Annotated in this window: 15 protein-coding genes; 5 read left to right on the top strand and 10 right to left on the bottom strand. The window is 70.0% G+C overall.

Features of this window, described 5'->3' with window-relative positions; genetic code table 11:
- Positions 1-6: 6 nt before the first annotated feature.
- The 4 genes from RTL41_RS18765 to RTL41_RS18750 are packed head-to-tail and all read right to left on the bottom strand — an operon-like array spanning position 7 to position 2,382.
- Positions 7-744 carry a dienelactone hydrolase family protein gene (locus RTL41_RS18765; protein WP_312166671.1) on the bottom strand — a complete coding sequence of 246 codons (738 nt, stop codon included), beginning with the start codon at positions 742-744 and terminating at the stop codon, positions 7-9.
- A complete protein-coding gene (locus tag RTL41_RS18760) occupies positions 741-1,025 on the bottom strand; it encodes a 2TM domain-containing protein (protein ID WP_312166669.1) in 285 nt (94 codons plus the stop codon). Before RTL41_RS18760 ends, RTL41_RS18765 begins: the two co-directional genes overlap by 4 nt.
- Positions 1,026-1,034: 9 nt before the next feature.
- Positions 1,035-1,601, bottom strand: coding sequence for a hypothetical protein (locus tag RTL41_RS18755; RefSeq protein WP_312166667.1), 567 nt, complete (start codon positions 1,599-1,601; stop codon positions 1,035-1,037).
- Between the two features lie 10 nt (positions 1,602-1,611).
- Positions 1,612-2,382 carry an SDR family oxidoreductase gene (locus RTL41_RS18750; protein WP_312166666.1) on the bottom strand — a complete coding sequence of 257 codons (771 nt, stop codon included), beginning with the start codon at positions 2,380-2,382 and terminating at the stop codon, positions 1,612-1,614.
- A 96-nt stretch (positions 2,383-2,478) separates the two neighbouring features.
- On the opposite strand from RTL41_RS18750, the gene RTL41_RS18745 reads away from it, so the two are divergent.
- Entirely contained in the window at positions 2,479-3,048 is a 570-nt protein-coding gene (locus RTL41_RS18745) for a TetR/AcrR family transcriptional regulator (RefSeq protein WP_312166664.1), read from the top strand.
- Between the two features lie 9 nt (positions 3,049-3,057).
- Here RTL41_RS18745 and RTL41_RS18740 read toward each other — a convergent pair whose 3' ends face one another.
- From RTL41_RS18740 to RTL41_RS18730, 3 genes are all read right to left on the bottom strand, one after another.
- The gene (locus tag RTL41_RS18740) at positions 3,058-4,062 is read right to left on the bottom strand and encodes a transporter (RefSeq protein ID WP_312166662.1); all 1,005 of its coding nucleotides are present in this window, start codon (positions 4,060-4,062) and stop codon (positions 3,058-3,060) included.
- 119 nt (positions 4,063-4,181) lie between these two features.
- On the bottom strand, positions 4,182-4,706 hold the full coding sequence (locus tag RTL41_RS18735; protein WP_312166661.1) for a GNAT family N-acetyltransferase: 525 nt from the start codon (positions 4,704-4,706) through the stop codon (positions 4,182-4,184).
- A 38-nt stretch (positions 4,707-4,744) separates the two neighbouring features.
- Positions 4,745-5,329, bottom strand: coding sequence for a hypothetical protein (locus tag RTL41_RS18730; RefSeq protein WP_312166660.1), 585 nt, complete (start codon positions 5,327-5,329; stop codon positions 4,745-4,747).
- A 151-nt stretch (positions 5,330-5,480) separates the two neighbouring features.
- Here RTL41_RS18730 and RTL41_RS18725 point away from each other — a divergent pair, with 151 nt between their 5' ends.
- The 3 genes from RTL41_RS18725 (at position 5,481) to RTL41_RS18715 (ending at position 8,982) form a co-directional block, all read left to right on the top strand.
- Positions 5,481-6,470 carry an aldo/keto reductase gene (locus tag RTL41_RS18725; RefSeq protein WP_312166659.1) on the top strand — a complete coding sequence of 330 codons (990 nt, stop codon included), beginning with the start codon at positions 5,481-5,483 and terminating at the stop codon, positions 6,468-6,470.
- A gap of 224 nt (positions 6,471-6,694) precedes the next feature.
- Positions 6,695-7,903, top strand: a complete 1,209-nt coding sequence (locus RTL41_RS18720; RefSeq protein ID WP_312166658.1) for a parallel beta-helix domain-containing protein — start codon at positions 6,695-6,697, stop codon at positions 7,901-7,903.
- Entirely contained in the window at positions 7,900-8,982 is a 1,083-nt protein-coding gene (locus RTL41_RS18715; protein ID WP_312166656.1) for an SO2930 family diheme c-type cytochrome, read from the top strand. Before RTL41_RS18720 ends, RTL41_RS18715 begins: the two co-directional genes overlap by 4 nt.
- Here the strand turns inward: RTL41_RS18715 and RTL41_RS18710 are convergent.
- Positions 8,979-10,232: an MFS transporter gene (locus RTL41_RS18710; RefSeq protein WP_312166655.1), complete on the bottom strand. Its 1,254-nt coding sequence runs from the start codon at positions 10,230-10,232 to the stop codon at positions 8,979-8,981. The genes RTL41_RS18715 and RTL41_RS18710 overlap by 4 nt on opposite strands.
- A gap of 93 nt (positions 10,233-10,325) precedes the next feature.
- On the opposite strand from RTL41_RS18710, the gene RTL41_RS18705 reads away from it, so the two are divergent.
- The gene (locus RTL41_RS18705) at positions 10,326-11,093 is read left to right on the top strand and encodes a helix-turn-helix transcriptional regulator (protein ID WP_312166654.1); all 768 of its coding nucleotides are present in this window, start codon (positions 10,326-10,328) and stop codon (positions 11,091-11,093) included.
- Between the two features lie 222 nt (positions 11,094-11,315).
- On the opposite strand, the gene RTL41_RS18700 is transcribed toward RTL41_RS18705, so the two are convergent.
- Together RTL41_RS18700 and RTL41_RS18695 are read right to left on the bottom strand one after the other, a co-directional pair.
- Positions 11,316-12,149 (bottom strand): alpha/beta hydrolase, encoded by an 834-nt coding sequence (locus RTL41_RS18700; protein ID WP_312166652.1) that lies wholly within the window; start codon positions 12,147-12,149, stop codon positions 11,316-11,318.
- Between the two features lie 79 nt (positions 12,150-12,228).
- Positions 12,229-13,629 (bottom strand): AMP-binding protein, encoded by a 1,401-nt coding sequence (locus RTL41_RS18695; RefSeq protein ID WP_312166650.1) that lies wholly within the window; start codon positions 13,627-13,629, stop codon positions 12,229-12,231.
- Between the last annotated feature and the right edge of the window lie 416 nt (positions 13,630-14,045).

The raw sequence follows: 14,045 nt of genomic DNA, 5'->3' as shown, positions 1-14,045 counted from the left end.
CGCGGGTCATCCCAGATTCCGCCGGAACAGCGCGTTGAGCCGCGCCCAGTGCCGCTCGGCGCTCGCCTTGTCATAGGCGGCCCGCTGCGGGAACGCGAAGCCGTGCTCGACCTTCGGATAGAGCTCGACCTCGGCGTCGATCCTGTCCGCCGCCAGCGACTGGCCCAGCGCCTGCACCGTCTCCAGCGGCGCCCAGCGGTCGATCTCGGCGCAGGCGAAGTAGAGCTCGCCCTTGGCCTTGCGCGCCGCCAGGTGCGGGCTGTCGGCCTTGTCGGTCACCAGGAACGTCCCGTAGATCGACGCCGCCGCCGCGACCTTGTCCGCATGCCGCGCCGCCGCGTTGATCGAGAACTGCCCGCTCATGCAGTAGCCGACGCAGCCGATCTTCGCCGTCGAGGCGGCCGCCTGCCCCTGGGCGAAGGCCACCAGGGCGTCGGTGTCCTCCATCACCATGGGAATGCTCAGCCCGTTCATCAGCTCGAACATCCGCGCCCGGCCCGGATCGTTCGGATCGGGCGACAGCGGCCCCAGCTCCATCACCCCGGCCCGGTAATAGAGGTTGGGCAGCATCACGTAATAGCCGGCGCTGGCCAGCCGCCGGGCCATGTCGCGCAATTCCTCGCGGATGGCCGGAGCGTCCATGTAGAACAGGATCAGCGGGTGCGGCCCGTCCCGGTCGGGATGGACGATGAAGGTGGCCGTCGCCCCGTCCCTGGTCGGGATGTCGAGGGTCTGCTCGATCATTGGCCGCCGCCCGGCCCGCGGCGCAGCCGCTCCAGTTCCTTCTGCACCATCCGCTCGCGCTGGTCCCCGACCGAGGCGTAGACCGACAGCCCGTGCGCGGCCAGGCCGACGCCCCAGCCCAACATCGGCCAGACGAACCACAGATAGGACGGCGAGGTCAGCAGGTTCAGCGCCGCCAGCCCGCCGTTGATGATCACATAGGCCGTCAGGTGCGCCCGGAACCCCAGCTTGGCGTCGGCGCGCCGCTCGGCCAGCTTGCGCAGTTCGTTCTCATCGGTCATCGCGGACCTCTAACCTCTCGGCATCAGTACGCAGGCCCGCGCCAGCGAGACGCGGGTCAATTCGCGGCGGCGCAGGAACACCTGCATCGCATCGGTGGTCGGATCGCGCGACACCTGCCATTCGCCCAGGTCGCGATAGCGGGTCATCAGCAGCAGCCGGCGCGCCGCGGCGGTTCGGTCGGCCTCGTCCTCCTCGGCCAGGAACAGGCCATGGATCCTGGTCTCGAACCGCGCCTCGAAGTCGGGCCACGCCTCGCCCGACAGCCGCACGAACTCATCGACCGCACCGCCGTCGATGGTGAACCAGTTGTGGACATAGATCCCGCCCGGCGCCGGCGGCGCATCGTCCACCGGCCGCAGGGTCGGGGTCAGGCGCTGGCGGTCGCTGGCCACGATCCCCGGCGTGAACGACACCCGCGTCCCGGCCGTGGCCAGCACCAGGGCCTGGTCGGAGGCGAAGCCCAGCAGCGGCGCGAACACCGCCCGCACCCCGGCCGACCCGTAGAGATGGTCGGCCAGCAGCCTCTGGGCCGTGCGCTCGCGCCCGAGCGTAAGCTGAAAATAGTCGTATTCCAACGGCTTGGCCCTAGTAGTTGACGCGCGAGGAGATCGCGCCGTCCACCAGCATGTTGATCCCCGTGGTGAAGGCCGAGCGCGGGCTGGCCAGGAACACCGTCGCCGCCGCCACCTCTTCCGGGGTCGCCATCCGGCCGGTCGGGTTGCGCTTGATCATCTGGTCGAAGAACTGCGGCATGCCGGCCTTGACGTTGCCCCAGACGCCGCCCTCGAAGAATACCGTGCCCGGCGAGACCACATTGGCCCGGATGTGCTTGGCGGCGTTCTCGCGCGCCAGGCCCTTGGCGTAGTGGATCAGCGCCGCCTTCATCGCGCCGTAGGACGAGGCGTTGGCCGCCTCGGCCGCCGACACCGACGAGGTGATCAGGAACGCCGCGTCGCCATGCGTCTCGCCGGCCTTCTCCAGGAACGGCCGGGCCGCCTCGAAGCTGCGCACCGCGCCCAGGATGTCGATCTCGAACATCGCGCGCCATTCGTCCTCGCCCGCGCCCTGCACCAGGGCGCTGGCGTTGGAGACCATGACGTCGATGCCGCCGAGCGTCTCGCCGGCTTCCTTGACGAAGGCCCGGATCGCTGCGCCGTCGGCGATGTCCACCGCCTTGCCGAACGCCTTGACGCCCTTGGCCTCCAGCGCCTTCACCGCCTCGGCCACCTGGTCGGCGCCCCGCGCGCAGATGGCGACGTCGGCGCCCTCCTCGGCCAGCAGGTCGGCGATCGCCCGCCCGATGCCCCGCGATCCGCCCGTCACGACCGCCTTCTTGCCCTTCAGCCCCAGGTCCATGTTCCGCTCCCGTTGTTCGTTGGACGCAGTTCTAACCCAAAGGTGCGACGCTTGCGCAGACTTGACAGGAGGTTCGCGCCGACAATTTGTGAGCCGATGCTCACCCAGCCGACATCCACCAAGGACAAGCTGCTGCGCGCGGCCCTGGAGATCGGCGCGCGCGACGGCCTGGAAGCGGCCACCACCGCCGCCATCGCGGCCAAGGCCGGCGTCGCCGAAGGCACGCTCTACCGGCACTTTCCGTCCAAGGACGACCTGCTGATCGAGGTCTATCGCGGCATCAAGCGCAAGATCTTCGAGGCCATCAGCGACGGCGAGGACGGCGGCGAGGCCCCCGACGCCCGCCTCAAGCGCGTCTGGCGCAAGCTCTACGAGGCCTATCGCGGCGACGCCGAGGCCTTCATGTTCGGCCAGCGCTTCGCCGAGTCCGCCCTCTCCAAGCGCGAGGGCGGCGCCGCCCACGAGCAGATCGCCGGCGCCGTCTCGCGCCTGCGCCGGGCCGGGATCGAGCGCGGCCTGTTCAAGGACCTGCCGGGCGACCTGCTGAGCAACCTGTTCTTCGCCCCCGTCGGCCACATGCTGAAGACCGAGCTCAAGGGCCGCAGTTGGACCGAGGCCGAGCTCGACGCCACCGCCGAGGCGGTGCTGGATTCCTGGCGGGCCTGAAACGCCCCCCTAGAACGGCGCCGGCACGCCGGGCGGCATCTTCAGATACAGCGGCAGGCTGAAATCGAGGAAGACCGCCTCGCCCTCGAGCCGGTTCTTGGCGTCGAACTCCTTGATCGCGTGCAGCCGCAGCGTCGCCGGCCGCTTGCCGAGCTCGAAGTTGTAGGCCGCGTGCGCGCCGACCCCCGTCACCCGGCCCTCGAAGTCGCCCAGCCGCGCCCCGGACCCGGAGTCGCCGGTGACCTGCTGGAAGTAGTAGGCCTGGACGCCGGCCGACCAGCTCTTGTTGAACTTCTTCTCGATCGAGCCTTCCAGATGGAATTCGGTCCCGGTCTCGTAATTGGTGTGCTCGTTCTCGCCGTTGAACGTGAACCCGGCCTTGCCCGAGACGTCCCAGCCGGCCGCCTCGTTCAGATAGGTTCCGGCCAGCGAGACGTCGGCCGCCCAGCGGTGAAAGGCCAGGTTGGCCAACTGGTCCTCGCGGTAGGTCCCGATCGGGATGTTGATCAGCGTGCTGGCGGCGATATGGACGTCGCCCTTCTTCCAGCCCCACATCGCCGTCAGGATCGGGTCGCCGACCACCATGGTGGAGTCGCTGGCGCTGCGGGAGATCTGCGTCCCTCCCGGGCCGGTCAGCGTCGCCGAGATGGTGACGTCCGGCCCGCCGATCGGAATGGCCGCGCCCAGGGCCAGGGTCCCGCCGCCCAGGTTCGTCGTCGGCGCCCACAGCAAGGTCGCGAAGTTGGCGTTGATGCTGGCCTCCAGGCCGGCGACGACATTGCCGCCGATCACGAACTGCCGCTCGCCGCCGGCCTTGCCGCTGTAATAATACTGGGTGTCGGCGAAGAACACGCCGGGCAGCGGCGGCAGCACCGCCGCGCCGGGGCCGCCCGATCCCAGCAGATAGACGCTGGCGCCGCCTTCCGAGGCGCTCGCCTGCCCGGCCAGCAGCATCGCCACGGCCGCCGCCGCGCCGCCCAGCAGCGACGCCGTCGTCTTGTTGGCCTTATTCATCGCAATCCCCAATGGCGCCAGATCCGCTCCGGATCGTGGCGACAGGGCCCGACGGCGCCCATGAGGTGAAACCCGCAGTTGCTCATGGGCAGAGCAATGACGCGCGGATGTCGGCGGACTTACAGCGCCCTTTCCATGACGATGAACTCCAGGTCGTCCCGGACCGGCTGGCCGAAGCGCAGGTCCGCGTATGGGAACGGCCGCGTCTCGCCGGTGCGGGCATAGCCGCGCCGCTCGTACCAGGCGATCAGGGTGTCGCGGATCTGGATCACCGTCATTCGCACCCGCCGGGCGCCCTGCGCGCGCGCATGATCCTCGGCCGCCGCCAGCAGGGTTCGCCCCAGCCGGCGGTCCTGCAGGTCGGGCCGCACGGTCAGCATCCCCAGATACCAGGCGCCGCCGTCGCTCGGCTCCAGCCACACGCAGCCCAGCAGCGGCCCGCCCGGTTCGTCGCGCAGGGTCATCAGCGCCGCCTGGGCGTTGGCGGCCAGGTCCCTGGCCAGGGTCTGCGCGTCGGTGCGCTGGCCGCCCAGATAGTCGGCCTCGGTGGTCCACCCCTGGCGGGAGGTCTCGCCGCGATAGGCGGAGTTCACCAGGTCGGCGACGGCGGGAAGGTCGGAGGAATCGGCGGGGGCGAAATGCATGCCTCCGGTAAATCCACAAGCGGCGCGGGCCCGCAAGCTCAGCGATCGGCCTCGCCGCCGATCTCCTCGCGCGCGCTTTCCATGACCCTGACGACCACGTCCAGTTGCTCGCCCAGATAGGCCAGACGGTCCGCCTCCTGGCCGGGCGCCGCCGCCGCGGCCTCGTCGCCGGCCAGCACCGCCAGCATGCGATTGAGCATGAACATGTGGCCATAGCACTGCCGGCTCGGCCAGCGCGCCCGCGGCGTGGCGAGCAGGTCGGCGATGCTCGGCTGGATGGCCATCTGCCCGATGGTGTCCAGGGCGGTCGCGGCGCGCCGGTAGTCGCCCGCCTCGACCGCCTTCACCACCCGCGCGACCGCCTTCTCGGCCAGGTCCAGCACGTCGGTGACGTCCTGGGCGAACTCCGCGCGGGCGCTGCGCTCCTGGCGGGCCGAGCGCATGGCGGGAAACAGCCCCGCCCAGATGGCCGCCCCCACCGCCGCCAGCGTGCCGACGCCCTGCACCCAGGCGGCGACCTCCGCGCTGTTCTGCGGCGGAAACCGCAGCAGGATGACGACCAGCACGGCCATCAGGGCGTAGAAGACGATGACCGCATGGCGGCCGCTGGGCGCGTTCTGCATGGGCCTACCTCAGCACAGCTTCACGCTCCAGGCACGCGCGGCGTCGGCCGGAACACCATCCATCTCTTGACGCTTTCTCCTCCAGCGTCTAATTATCCGCATGTGAGTGAGCGCTCACATCCCCCACAATCCATATCTGCGGAGTCCTCCCATGATCCGTCGGGAAATCGGCCGTACCGGCCGTGACGTGAATGCTATCGGCCTGGGCTGCATGGGCATGTCGGTCGCCTATGGCGAGCCGATGAACGAAGCCGACGCCGTCAAGCTGCTGCACCAGGCGCTGGACCTCGGCGTCGACCATTTCGACACCGCCGAGCTCTACGGTTTCGGCGCCAACGAGACCCTGCTCGGCCAGGCCTTCCACGACCGCCGCGACAAGGCCTTCATCGCCACCAAGTTCGGCCCGGTCGGCAACCTCGCCGAGCGCACCGTCCGCGGCGTCGACGGCTCGGAAGCCAACATGCGCCGGGCCATCGAGCAGTCCCTGCGCCTGCTGAAGACCGACCACGTCGACCTCTACTACCTGCACCGCAAGGACCCGAACCTGCCCATCGAGGAGACGGTCGGGGCCATGGCCAAGCTGGTCGAGGAGGGCAAGGTCCGCGCGCTCGGCCTCTCCGAGGTCAACGCCGACAGCCTCCGCCGCGCCCAGGCCGTCCACCCGATCGCCGCCGTACAGTGGGAGTATTCGATCTTCACCCGCGACATCGAGAAGGAGGTCCTGCCGCTGTGCTGGGAAACCGGCGTGACGGTGGTGGCCTACTCCCCGCTCGGCCGCGGCATGCTGACCGGCGCCTTCACCCGCGAGCACAAGCCACAGGGGAACGACTACCGCGCGGTGATCTCGCCGCGCTTCAAGGACGGCGCCTACGAGGCCAATATCGCCCTGGTCGAGGAGATCGAGAAGATCGCCCAGGCCCGCGGCGCCAGCGCCTCGCAGATCGCCCTGGCCTGGGTCCTGGCCGCCAAGCCGAACGTGGTCACCATCCCCGGCACCACCCGGCTGGCGAACCTGGAATCCAACCTCGCCGCGGCCGACATCGCCCTGACCGAGGCCGAAACCGCCAGCCTCGACGCCCTGGCCGCCAAGGTCGCCGGCGACCGCTACGACGAACGCGGCATGACCCTGGTCAACGCGTAGAAGAGCCGCAGATGCTCCCCCTCTGGGGGAGCTGTCAGCGAAGCTGACTGAGGGGGACTCTGACTCCCCAGGAGCAGTCCCCCTCCGTCTCGGCGCTACGCGCCGATCCACCTCCCCCAAGAGGGGAGGATCCAGGCGAACGCCCCATTTGATTTCCCCCGCGGAACGGCGTCACCCTCCCAGGCGGAATCGAGGGCGCGTCAGACGCCCTGGGGAGGAACACCATGAAGACCGCCGCCTTGGCGCTGGCCCTTTGCGCCGCCGCCAGCCTGGCTCACGCCAAGACCATCGCCGTCGCCCCCGGCCCCGACGCCCAGGAGCGGGTGCAGACCGCCTTGCTCGACGCCAGGCCCGGCGACGTGGTCGCCCTCGGCGCCGGCCGCTTCGAGTTCACCGACGGCCTCTCGCTCGACGTCGACGACGTGACGGTCACCGGCGCGGGCCAGGACAAGACCATCCTCTCGTTCAAGGGCCAGAAGGGCGCGGGCGAGGGCCTGCTGGTCACCTCCGACCGCGTCGCCGTGCGCGACCTGACGGTGCAGGACACCAAGGGCGACGGGATCAAGTCCAAGGGCTCGGACCAGATCAGCTTCCTCTCGCTGACCGTCGAATGGACCGGCGGCCCAAAGGAGACCAACGGCGCCTATGGCGTCTATCCGGTGTCCTCGACCAACGTGCTGATCGACCGCGTCACCGTCCGCGGCGCCTCGGACGCCGGCATCTATGTCGGCCAGTCCAGGAACATCATCGTCAAGAACAGCCGCGCCGAGTTCAACGTCGCCGGCATCGAGATCGAGAACTCGATGAACGCCGACGTGTTCGACAACGTCGCCACCCGCAACACCGGCGGCATCCTGGTGTTCGACCTGCCGAACCTGCCGCAGATGGGCGGCCATTCCACCCGCCTGTTCCGCAACCAGGTGGTCGACAACGACACCCCGAACTTCGCGCCCAAGGGCAACATCGTCGCCAACGTCCCGGTCGGGACCGGCGTCATGCTGATGGCCAACAAGAACGTCCACGTCTTCGAGAACCGGATCGACGGCAACCAGACCGCCGCCGTCATGCTGGTCGCCTATGTCGAGGCCTTCGACGACAAGACCTACAATCCCCTGCCCCGCGACATCGTCGTGCGCGACAACCTGATCGGCAGGAACGGCTTCCAGCCCGGCTTCGCGGGCGGCGAGCTGCTGGCCAAGGCGTTCGGCGGCGCCCTGCCGCCGGTGATCTGGGACGGCGTCGTCACCCATCCGGCCAGCCCCGAGACGGTGAAGGTCTGGCTCAAGGACGGCCCGGTCGTGAACCTCAACCTGCCGGCCCCCGGCGCCACCGACAAGGCCGCCCCCACCCTGGCCCAGACCCTGGGCGAACCGGGCCTCGCCGAGCCGCCGCCCGTCGTCCTGCCCCCCGCCCAGGCCAGCCTGGCGCCATGAGCCGCACCACTCTCAAGCAAACCCGGTCTCGGCGCGCACGCGCCGGCGCCGCCGCGCTCCTCTGTCTCGGCGCCGCCCCGCCGCCGCCGCCCGTGGCGCTGGACGCCCTGCTGGCGCCGACCCCGGCTCCGACGCTGGACGCCTACCGCCTGTTCACCGACCCCGGCGCCCGCGCGCCCAACGCCGGCCTGACGCCCTACGCCCTCAACACCCCGCTCTTCAGCGACTACGCCGAGAAGACCCGCTACGTCTTCCTGCCGCCGGGAACCAAGGCGGCCTACCGCGCGGCCGGCGCCTTCGACTTTCCGGTCGGCACGACCCTGGTGAAGACCTTCGCCTACCCGGCCGACGTCCGCCGCCCCGCCGCCCAGGTGCGCTATCTCGAGACCCGGCTGCTGATCCGCCAGGCCGGCGGCTGGACCGCGCTCGCCTACGTCTGGAACCCCGAGCAGACCCGGGCCACGCTCAAGCGCGCCGGCGCGCGCCTCGACGTCGGCTTCATCGACGCCAAGGGCCAGTCCCGCCAGGTCGACTACGCCGTGCCCAACGCCAACCAGTGCAAGGAATGCCATTCCCTGGCCGGCGAACTGGTCCCCATCGGCCCCAAGGCGCGCAACCTCAACGGCCCCTATCCCTACGCCGCGGGCGCGGAGAACCAGCTCGCCCACTGGACCCGCGCCGGGCTGCTGAGCGGCGCGCCCGCCCCGGCCGCCGCCCCGCGCACCGCCGTCTGGGACGACCCGCGCGAGCCGCTGGCCGACCGCGGCCGCGCCTATCTCGACGCCAACTGCGCCCACTGTCACAACCCGGCGGGCATGGCCTCCAATTCCGGCCTCAACCTCGACATCGAGGAGCAGCGCCCCGCCGCCATGGGGATCGGCAAGCGCCCGGTCGCCGCCGGCCGCGGATCGGGCGGGCTGGAGGTCTCCATCGCCCCCGGCGCGCCGGAGCAATCGATCCTGCTGCACCGGATGCGGTCGACCGAGCCCGGAGTGATGATGCCCGAGCTCGGCCGCTCCCTGGTCCACGAGGAAGGCGTCGCCCTGGTCGCCGCCTATATCGCCAGCCTGAAGCCCTAAAGCGCCTCGGCCTCCAGCCCCGGCGGGGTCGGCGCCGGCGGCGGGCGCTTCTCGATCTTCGGCAGGAACGCCGCCAGCAGGCCGATGGCCGGCAGGAAGGCGCAGATCCGGTAGACCGTCTCGATGCTGGTCCTGTCGGCCACCATGCCCAGGATCGCCGCCCCCAGCCCGCCCATGCCGAACGAGAAGCCGAACAGCAGGCCCGACATCATGCCGACCTTGCCCGGCGCCAGCTCCTGGGCGAACACCACGATCGCCGGGAAGGCCGAGGCCAGGATCAAGCCGATGACCACCACCAGCGGCCCGGTCCAGAACGCGTCCGCGAACGGCAGCAACAGGCTGAACGGCAGCACGCCCAGGATCGAGAACCAGATCACGTACTTGCGCCCGAACCGGTCGCCCAGCGGCCCGCCCGCCACGGTCCCGGCCGCCACCGCCCCCAGGAACAGGAACAGATGGAGCTGCGCGCCCTGCACCGAGGCGCCGAACTTATCCATCATGTAGAAGGTCAGGTAGTTGGTCAGGCTGGCCAGGTAGACGTACTTCGAGAAGATCAGCGCCAGCAGGATCGAGATCCCGATCGCCACCTGGCGGCTGGGCGGGGCGAGCGGCTGCGGGCCCTTGGCCGCCGCCTTCAGCCGCGAGAGGCCGTGGGTGCGATACCAGTTGGCCACGTTCCACAGGATCGCGCCGGCCAGCAGCGCCAGCAGCGCGAAGAACGCCAGGCTCGACTGCCCCCAACGCACCACCACCACCGCCGCGGCCAGCGGGCCCAACGCCGAGCCGGCGTTGCCGCCGACCTGGAACAGCGACTGCGCCAGGCCGTGCCGGCCGCCCGCCGCCATCCGCGCCACCCGGCTCGATTCCGGATGGAACACCGACGAGCCCATGCCCAGCAGGCAGGCGCCGATCACCACCAGGCCATAGGTGTGGGCCACCGACAGCACCGCCAGCCCGGCCAGCGAGAACAGCGTCCCGGCCGGCAGCGCCATCGGCGTCGGCCGCTTGTCGGCATAGAGCCCGATCATCGGCTGCAGGATCGAGGCGGTGACCTGATAGGCCAGGGTTACGATCCCGATCTGCCCGAAGGTGAGCCCCAGCTCGGCCTTGAGGTTCGGATAGATGGCCGGAAGCAGCGCCTGCATCATGTCGTTGAGCAGGTGGCAGAAGCTGATCGCCAGGATCACCCCGAAGGCCGTCCCGCCCGCCGCCTGAACCTGCTTGTTCGCCGTGATCGCCTGTCCGCCCATCTGAGCCGCTCCATGACTTGAGGGCGCTCCGATAGGCGTTTCCCGCACAGCCCGCATTCCTGTATGGGTCGTTCAGTTTCGCGAGTGGGACATATGGCCGTCTGGATCGATCCCAGCGACGTCGAGGACACGCCCCGGCCGGTCGTCGCCATCGCCAACGACTACCCGCCCCACTTCGAGCTGGAGTGGCATCGCCATCGCCGCGGCCAGTTGCTCTATGCGGCCCGGGGCGTGGTCGTCGTCTCGACGCCGCAGGGCGCCTGGGTCGCCCCGCCCGAGCGCGCCGTCTGGACCCCGCCCACCGTGCCCCATGCGGTGAAGATGGTCGGCTCTGTCAGCACCCGCGGCATCCTGCTCGACCCCGGGGCCTGCCCCGCCCTCGGCGACGCCAGCCGGGTGATCGAGGTCTCGCCCCTGCTGCGCAGCCTGCTGCTGGCCGCCAGCGAGCTGCCGCGCGAATACGCCCCCGACGGCCGCGATGGCCTGGTCATCGACCTGCTGCTGGCCGAGCTGGCGCTGGCGCCGGTCATCCCCCTGGCCGCGCCGTTCCCGCAGAGCCCGGCCCTGGCCGCCAAGTGCCGCGCCTTCCTGGAGGCCCCCAGCCCGCACGACACCATCGATGGCTGGAGCGCCGAGCTCGGCATGGGCCGCCGCGCCTTCACCCGCGCCTTCCGCCGCGAGACCGGGATGAGCTTCGCCGAGTGGCGCCAGCAGGCCTGCGTCCTCGTCGCCCTGCCCCGCCTGGCCGCCGGCGACCAGGTCACCGCCATCGCCCTCGACCTCGGCTACGAAAGCCCCGCCGCCTTCACCACCATGTTCAAGCGCCGCCTCGGCGTCGCGCCCAGCCGGTATCAGGGCTGAAGCGCCCCCACGAGGGCAGGGCGAGCGCATATGGCGCCGTCGCCCACGTCCTGCGATCGGGCGGCCCGGCCATGACGAGGAGCTTAAGCGTGTCATCCCGGTTTCGGCGCAGCCGAAGACCGGGACCCATGAACACCAGATCCCGCAAGCCTCGCGTCCACCCGGCCGACGCAGCGCGAATGGGTCCCGGTCTTGCTCCGCAAGCCGCGATGGCGCGCAGGACTAAATCCGCGCCTCGATCCACCCGACGATATCGCCCAGCACCTCCTCCTTGCCGAGGTCGTTCAGCAGGTCGTGGAAGTGCCCCTCGTACAGCTTCAGCGTCTTGTCGGCCGATCCGGCGTGCTCGTGGAAGAACTGGCTGCCCTTGGGCAGGGTCGCCTTGTCTTCCGTGCCGTGGATGATCAGCACCGGCAGGGTGATGGTCGGAATCTCCTTGGTCAGCCGCTCGTCCGCCCGCTGCAGGGCCGCGACCGTGATGCTCGGCTGGGTCTCGTCGTGGATCAGCGGATCGTCGTTCATCGCCTTCACCACCGCCAGGTCGCGCGAGAAGTCCTCGTTCTTCAGCTTCAGGACCCCGACATTGGGCGCCAGGTGGCTGACCCCCTTGATCACCTGCAGGGCGATGTCCGGCGCCGGCACCCGGAACGCGAAGCTCTCGCAGATCAGCCCCGCCAGCTCGGCCTGCTGGTCCAGGGCGTAGATGCAGGCGATCACCCCGCCGGCGCTGTGGCCCAGCAGGAACACCGGCAGGCCCGGATCGCGCGACTTGGCGATGCCGATCACCCGCGAGAGGTCGTCCTCGTATTCGCCGACCCGCTCGACGTGAAAGCGCTCGCCCTCGGATCGGCCGCGGCCGCGATAGTCGGGCGCGTAGACCGAAAACCCCATGGCCGCCAACTGCTCGCCGACCCACAGGTACTGGCCGCTGTGGGAATTGAACCCGTGGCTGATCACCACGACGGCCCTGGGCGGCCCCTCCGGCCGCCACGAGCGCATGAACAGCTTGAGGCCGCCGGCCCCCTCGAAAGTTTCTTCCTTCGGAACCTGAGCCATGGCGCCCTCGCAAGTTGTCAGACGCGCAACCTACCCCCGAACGAGCGAACGCCGCTATCCGAAAGCGCCGGCGGGCGGCCTAATCGGCGAACGCGCCGGCATAGCGCTCGCGCAGCAGGTTCTTCTGCACCTTGCCCATGGCGTTGCGCGGCAGCTCCTCGACGAAGAACACCTTCTTGGGCGTCTTGAAGGCCGCCAGCTTCTCGCGCAGCGCGGCGATCACCGCCGCCTCCTCGCCGCGCCCGATCACCACCGCCGCCACCGCCTCGCCGAAGTCCGGATGCGGCAGGCCGATCACCGCGCTCTCGCTCACCCCCTCCATCTCGTCGAGGATCAGCTCGATCTCCTTGGGATAGACGTTGAAGCCGCCGGAGATGATCAGGTCCTTGGCCCGGCCGCTGATCCACACCCGCCCGTCCGGGTCCTGGCGCCCGACGTCGCCGGTGATGAAGAAGCCGTCGGCCGTGAACTCCTGGGCGGTCTTCTCGGGCATCCGCCAGTAGCCGCCGAACACGCTGGGCCCCTTGATCTCGATGACCCCGGTCTCCTCGCCGCCGCCGATCCTCAAGTCCACGCCCGGCAGCGGATAGCCGACGCTGCCGGCGATGCGCTCGCCCTCCAGCGGGTTGGAGGTGATGATCACCGCCTCGCTCATCCCGTAGCGCTCCAGGATCCGCTGCCCCGTCCGCGCCTCGAACTCGGCGAAGGTCGATTCCAGCAGCGGCGCCGAGCCGCTGATGAACAGCCGCATGTGCGCCGCCGCCGCCCGCGTGAACCCCGGATTGGCCAGCAGCCGCGTGTAGAAGGTCGGAACCCCCATCATCACGCTCGACCTCGGCAGCCCGGCCAGCACCTGGGCGTCGTCGTACCTGGCCAGCCAGACCATCGGCGCTCCCGACAGGAACGCACAGTGCAGCGCCACGAACAGCCCGTGCACATGGAAGATCGGCAGGGCGTGCAGCAGCACGTCGTCTTCCGAGAACCCCCAGGCCGCATGCAGCGCCAGGGCGTTGGCCGCCAGGTTCCCGTGGCTCAGCATCGCGCCCTTGGACCGCCCGGTGGTGCCCGAGGTGTAGATGATCGAGGCCAGGTCGTCCTCGCCGCGCGCCAGGGTCTCCAGCAGCGGTTCGCGGCTGCGCGCGTCGGCGACCAGCTCGACCGCGTCCTCGACGAACAGCACCGGCTGCGCGTCGTCCATGAAGTAGTCGATCTCGCTCTCGGTATAGGCGGTGTTCAGCGGCAGGAAGACCGCCCCCACCTTCAGGGTCGCCAGGTAGACGACCACCGCCTCGACGCTCTTCTCCGACTGCAGCGCCACCCGGTCGCCGGGCTCGACCTCGTACTCGACCAGCAGCGCCGCCGTCCGCGCCACGTCGTCCTCCAGCGCCCCATACGAAACCGCGCTCCCATCCGGCAGTAGGAACGCCGGCCTGGACCGATCGGCGGGAAAACGCGAGGCGAGCAGCTCGTAGAGGTTCATGCCCCTTGCCTAGCGGGTCAGACCCGCAAGGAGAAGAACCGCCCCGCACAATCGCTTCCCCAGGGGGCGCAGAAACGAAGAGTCGTCATCAAGTCAGTTGAGCTCTTGCGGCGGGGCGGCGCCTCATTCGTCAGGCCCGGCGTCAATGGGTCCCGGACAAGCCCTGCGGGCTTTCCGGGATGACACGGGAGGCGCGCCCGCGCCATCCACCCCCACGGCGCCTTCGTGCTCTTCGTGTCCTTCGTGGTCTTGTGTTTCAAAATCCGCCGAGCAGCTTGCCCCAGGCGCCACCGGAGAAAAAACAGGTGTCATCCCGGTTTGCGCAGCAAGACCGGGACCCATGAACACCGGATGGACCAGAACCCGGCAGGGCCGCGCCTCATTCGTCAGGCGCGGCGTCAATGGGTCCCGGACAA

The organism is Phenylobacterium sp., assembly GCF_031984885.1.
Lineage (GTDB): Bacteria > Pseudomonadota > Alphaproteobacteria > Caulobacterales > Caulobacteraceae > Phenylobacterium.
Note: the sequence above shows the minus strand (reverse complement) of the source record. Positions and strands in the feature narration are given on the sequence as shown.

What these genes read in the sequence shown, in the direction of transcription:
- RTL41_RS18765 (WP_312166671.1), bottom strand. Translation starts at nt 744, where the DNA reads ATGATCGAGCAGACCCTCGACATCCCGACCAGGGACGGGGCGACGGCC.
- RTL41_RS18760 (WP_312166669.1), bottom strand. Translation starts at nt 1,025, where the DNA reads ATGACCGATGAGAACGAACTGCGCAAGCTGGCCGAGCGGCGCGCCGAC.
- RTL41_RS18750 (WP_312166666.1), bottom strand. Translation starts at nt 2,382, where the DNA reads ATGGACCTGGGGCTGAAGGGCAAGAAGGCGGTCGTGACGGGCGGATCG.
- RTL41_RS18745 (WP_312166664.1), top strand. Translation starts at nt 2,479, where the DNA reads ATGCTCACCCAGCCGACATCCACCAAGGACAAGCTGCTGCGCGCGGCC.
- RTL41_RS18740 (WP_312166662.1), bottom strand. Translation starts at nt 4,062, where the DNA reads ATGAATAAGGCCAACAAGACGACGGCGTCGCTGCTGGGCGGCGCGGCG.
- RTL41_RS18735 (WP_312166661.1), bottom strand. Translation starts at nt 4,706, where the DNA reads ATGCATTTCGCCCCCGCCGATTCCTCCGACCTTCCCGCCGTCGCCGAC.
- RTL41_RS18730 (WP_312166660.1), bottom strand. Translation starts at nt 5,329, where the DNA reads ATGCAGAACGCGCCCAGCGGCCGCCATGCGGTCATCGTCTTCTACGCC.
- RTL41_RS18725 (WP_312166659.1), top strand. Translation starts at nt 5,481, where the DNA reads ATGATCCGTCGGGAAATCGGCCGTACCGGCCGTGACGTGAATGCTATC.
- RTL41_RS18720 (WP_312166658.1), top strand. Translation starts at nt 6,695, where the DNA reads ATGAAGACCGCCGCCTTGGCGCTGGCCCTTTGCGCCGCCGCCAGCCTG.
- RTL41_RS18715 (WP_312166656.1), top strand. Translation starts at nt 7,900, where the DNA reads ATGAGCCGCACCACTCTCAAGCAAACCCGGTCTCGGCGCGCACGCGCC.
- RTL41_RS18710 (WP_312166655.1), bottom strand. Translation starts at nt 10,232, where the DNA reads ATGGGCGGACAGGCGATCACGGCGAACAAGCAGGTTCAGGCGGCGGGC.
- RTL41_RS18705 (WP_312166654.1), top strand. Translation starts at nt 10,326, where the DNA reads ATGGCCGTCTGGATCGATCCCAGCGACGTCGAGGACACGCCCCGGCCG.
- RTL41_RS18700 (WP_312166652.1), bottom strand. Translation starts at nt 12,149, where the DNA reads ATGGCTCAGGTTCCGAAGGAAGAAACTTTCGAGGGGGCCGGCGGCCTC.
- RTL41_RS18695 (WP_312166650.1), bottom strand. Translation starts at nt 13,629, where the DNA reads ATGAACCTCTACGAGCTGCTCGCCTCGCGTTTTCCCGCCGATCGGTCC.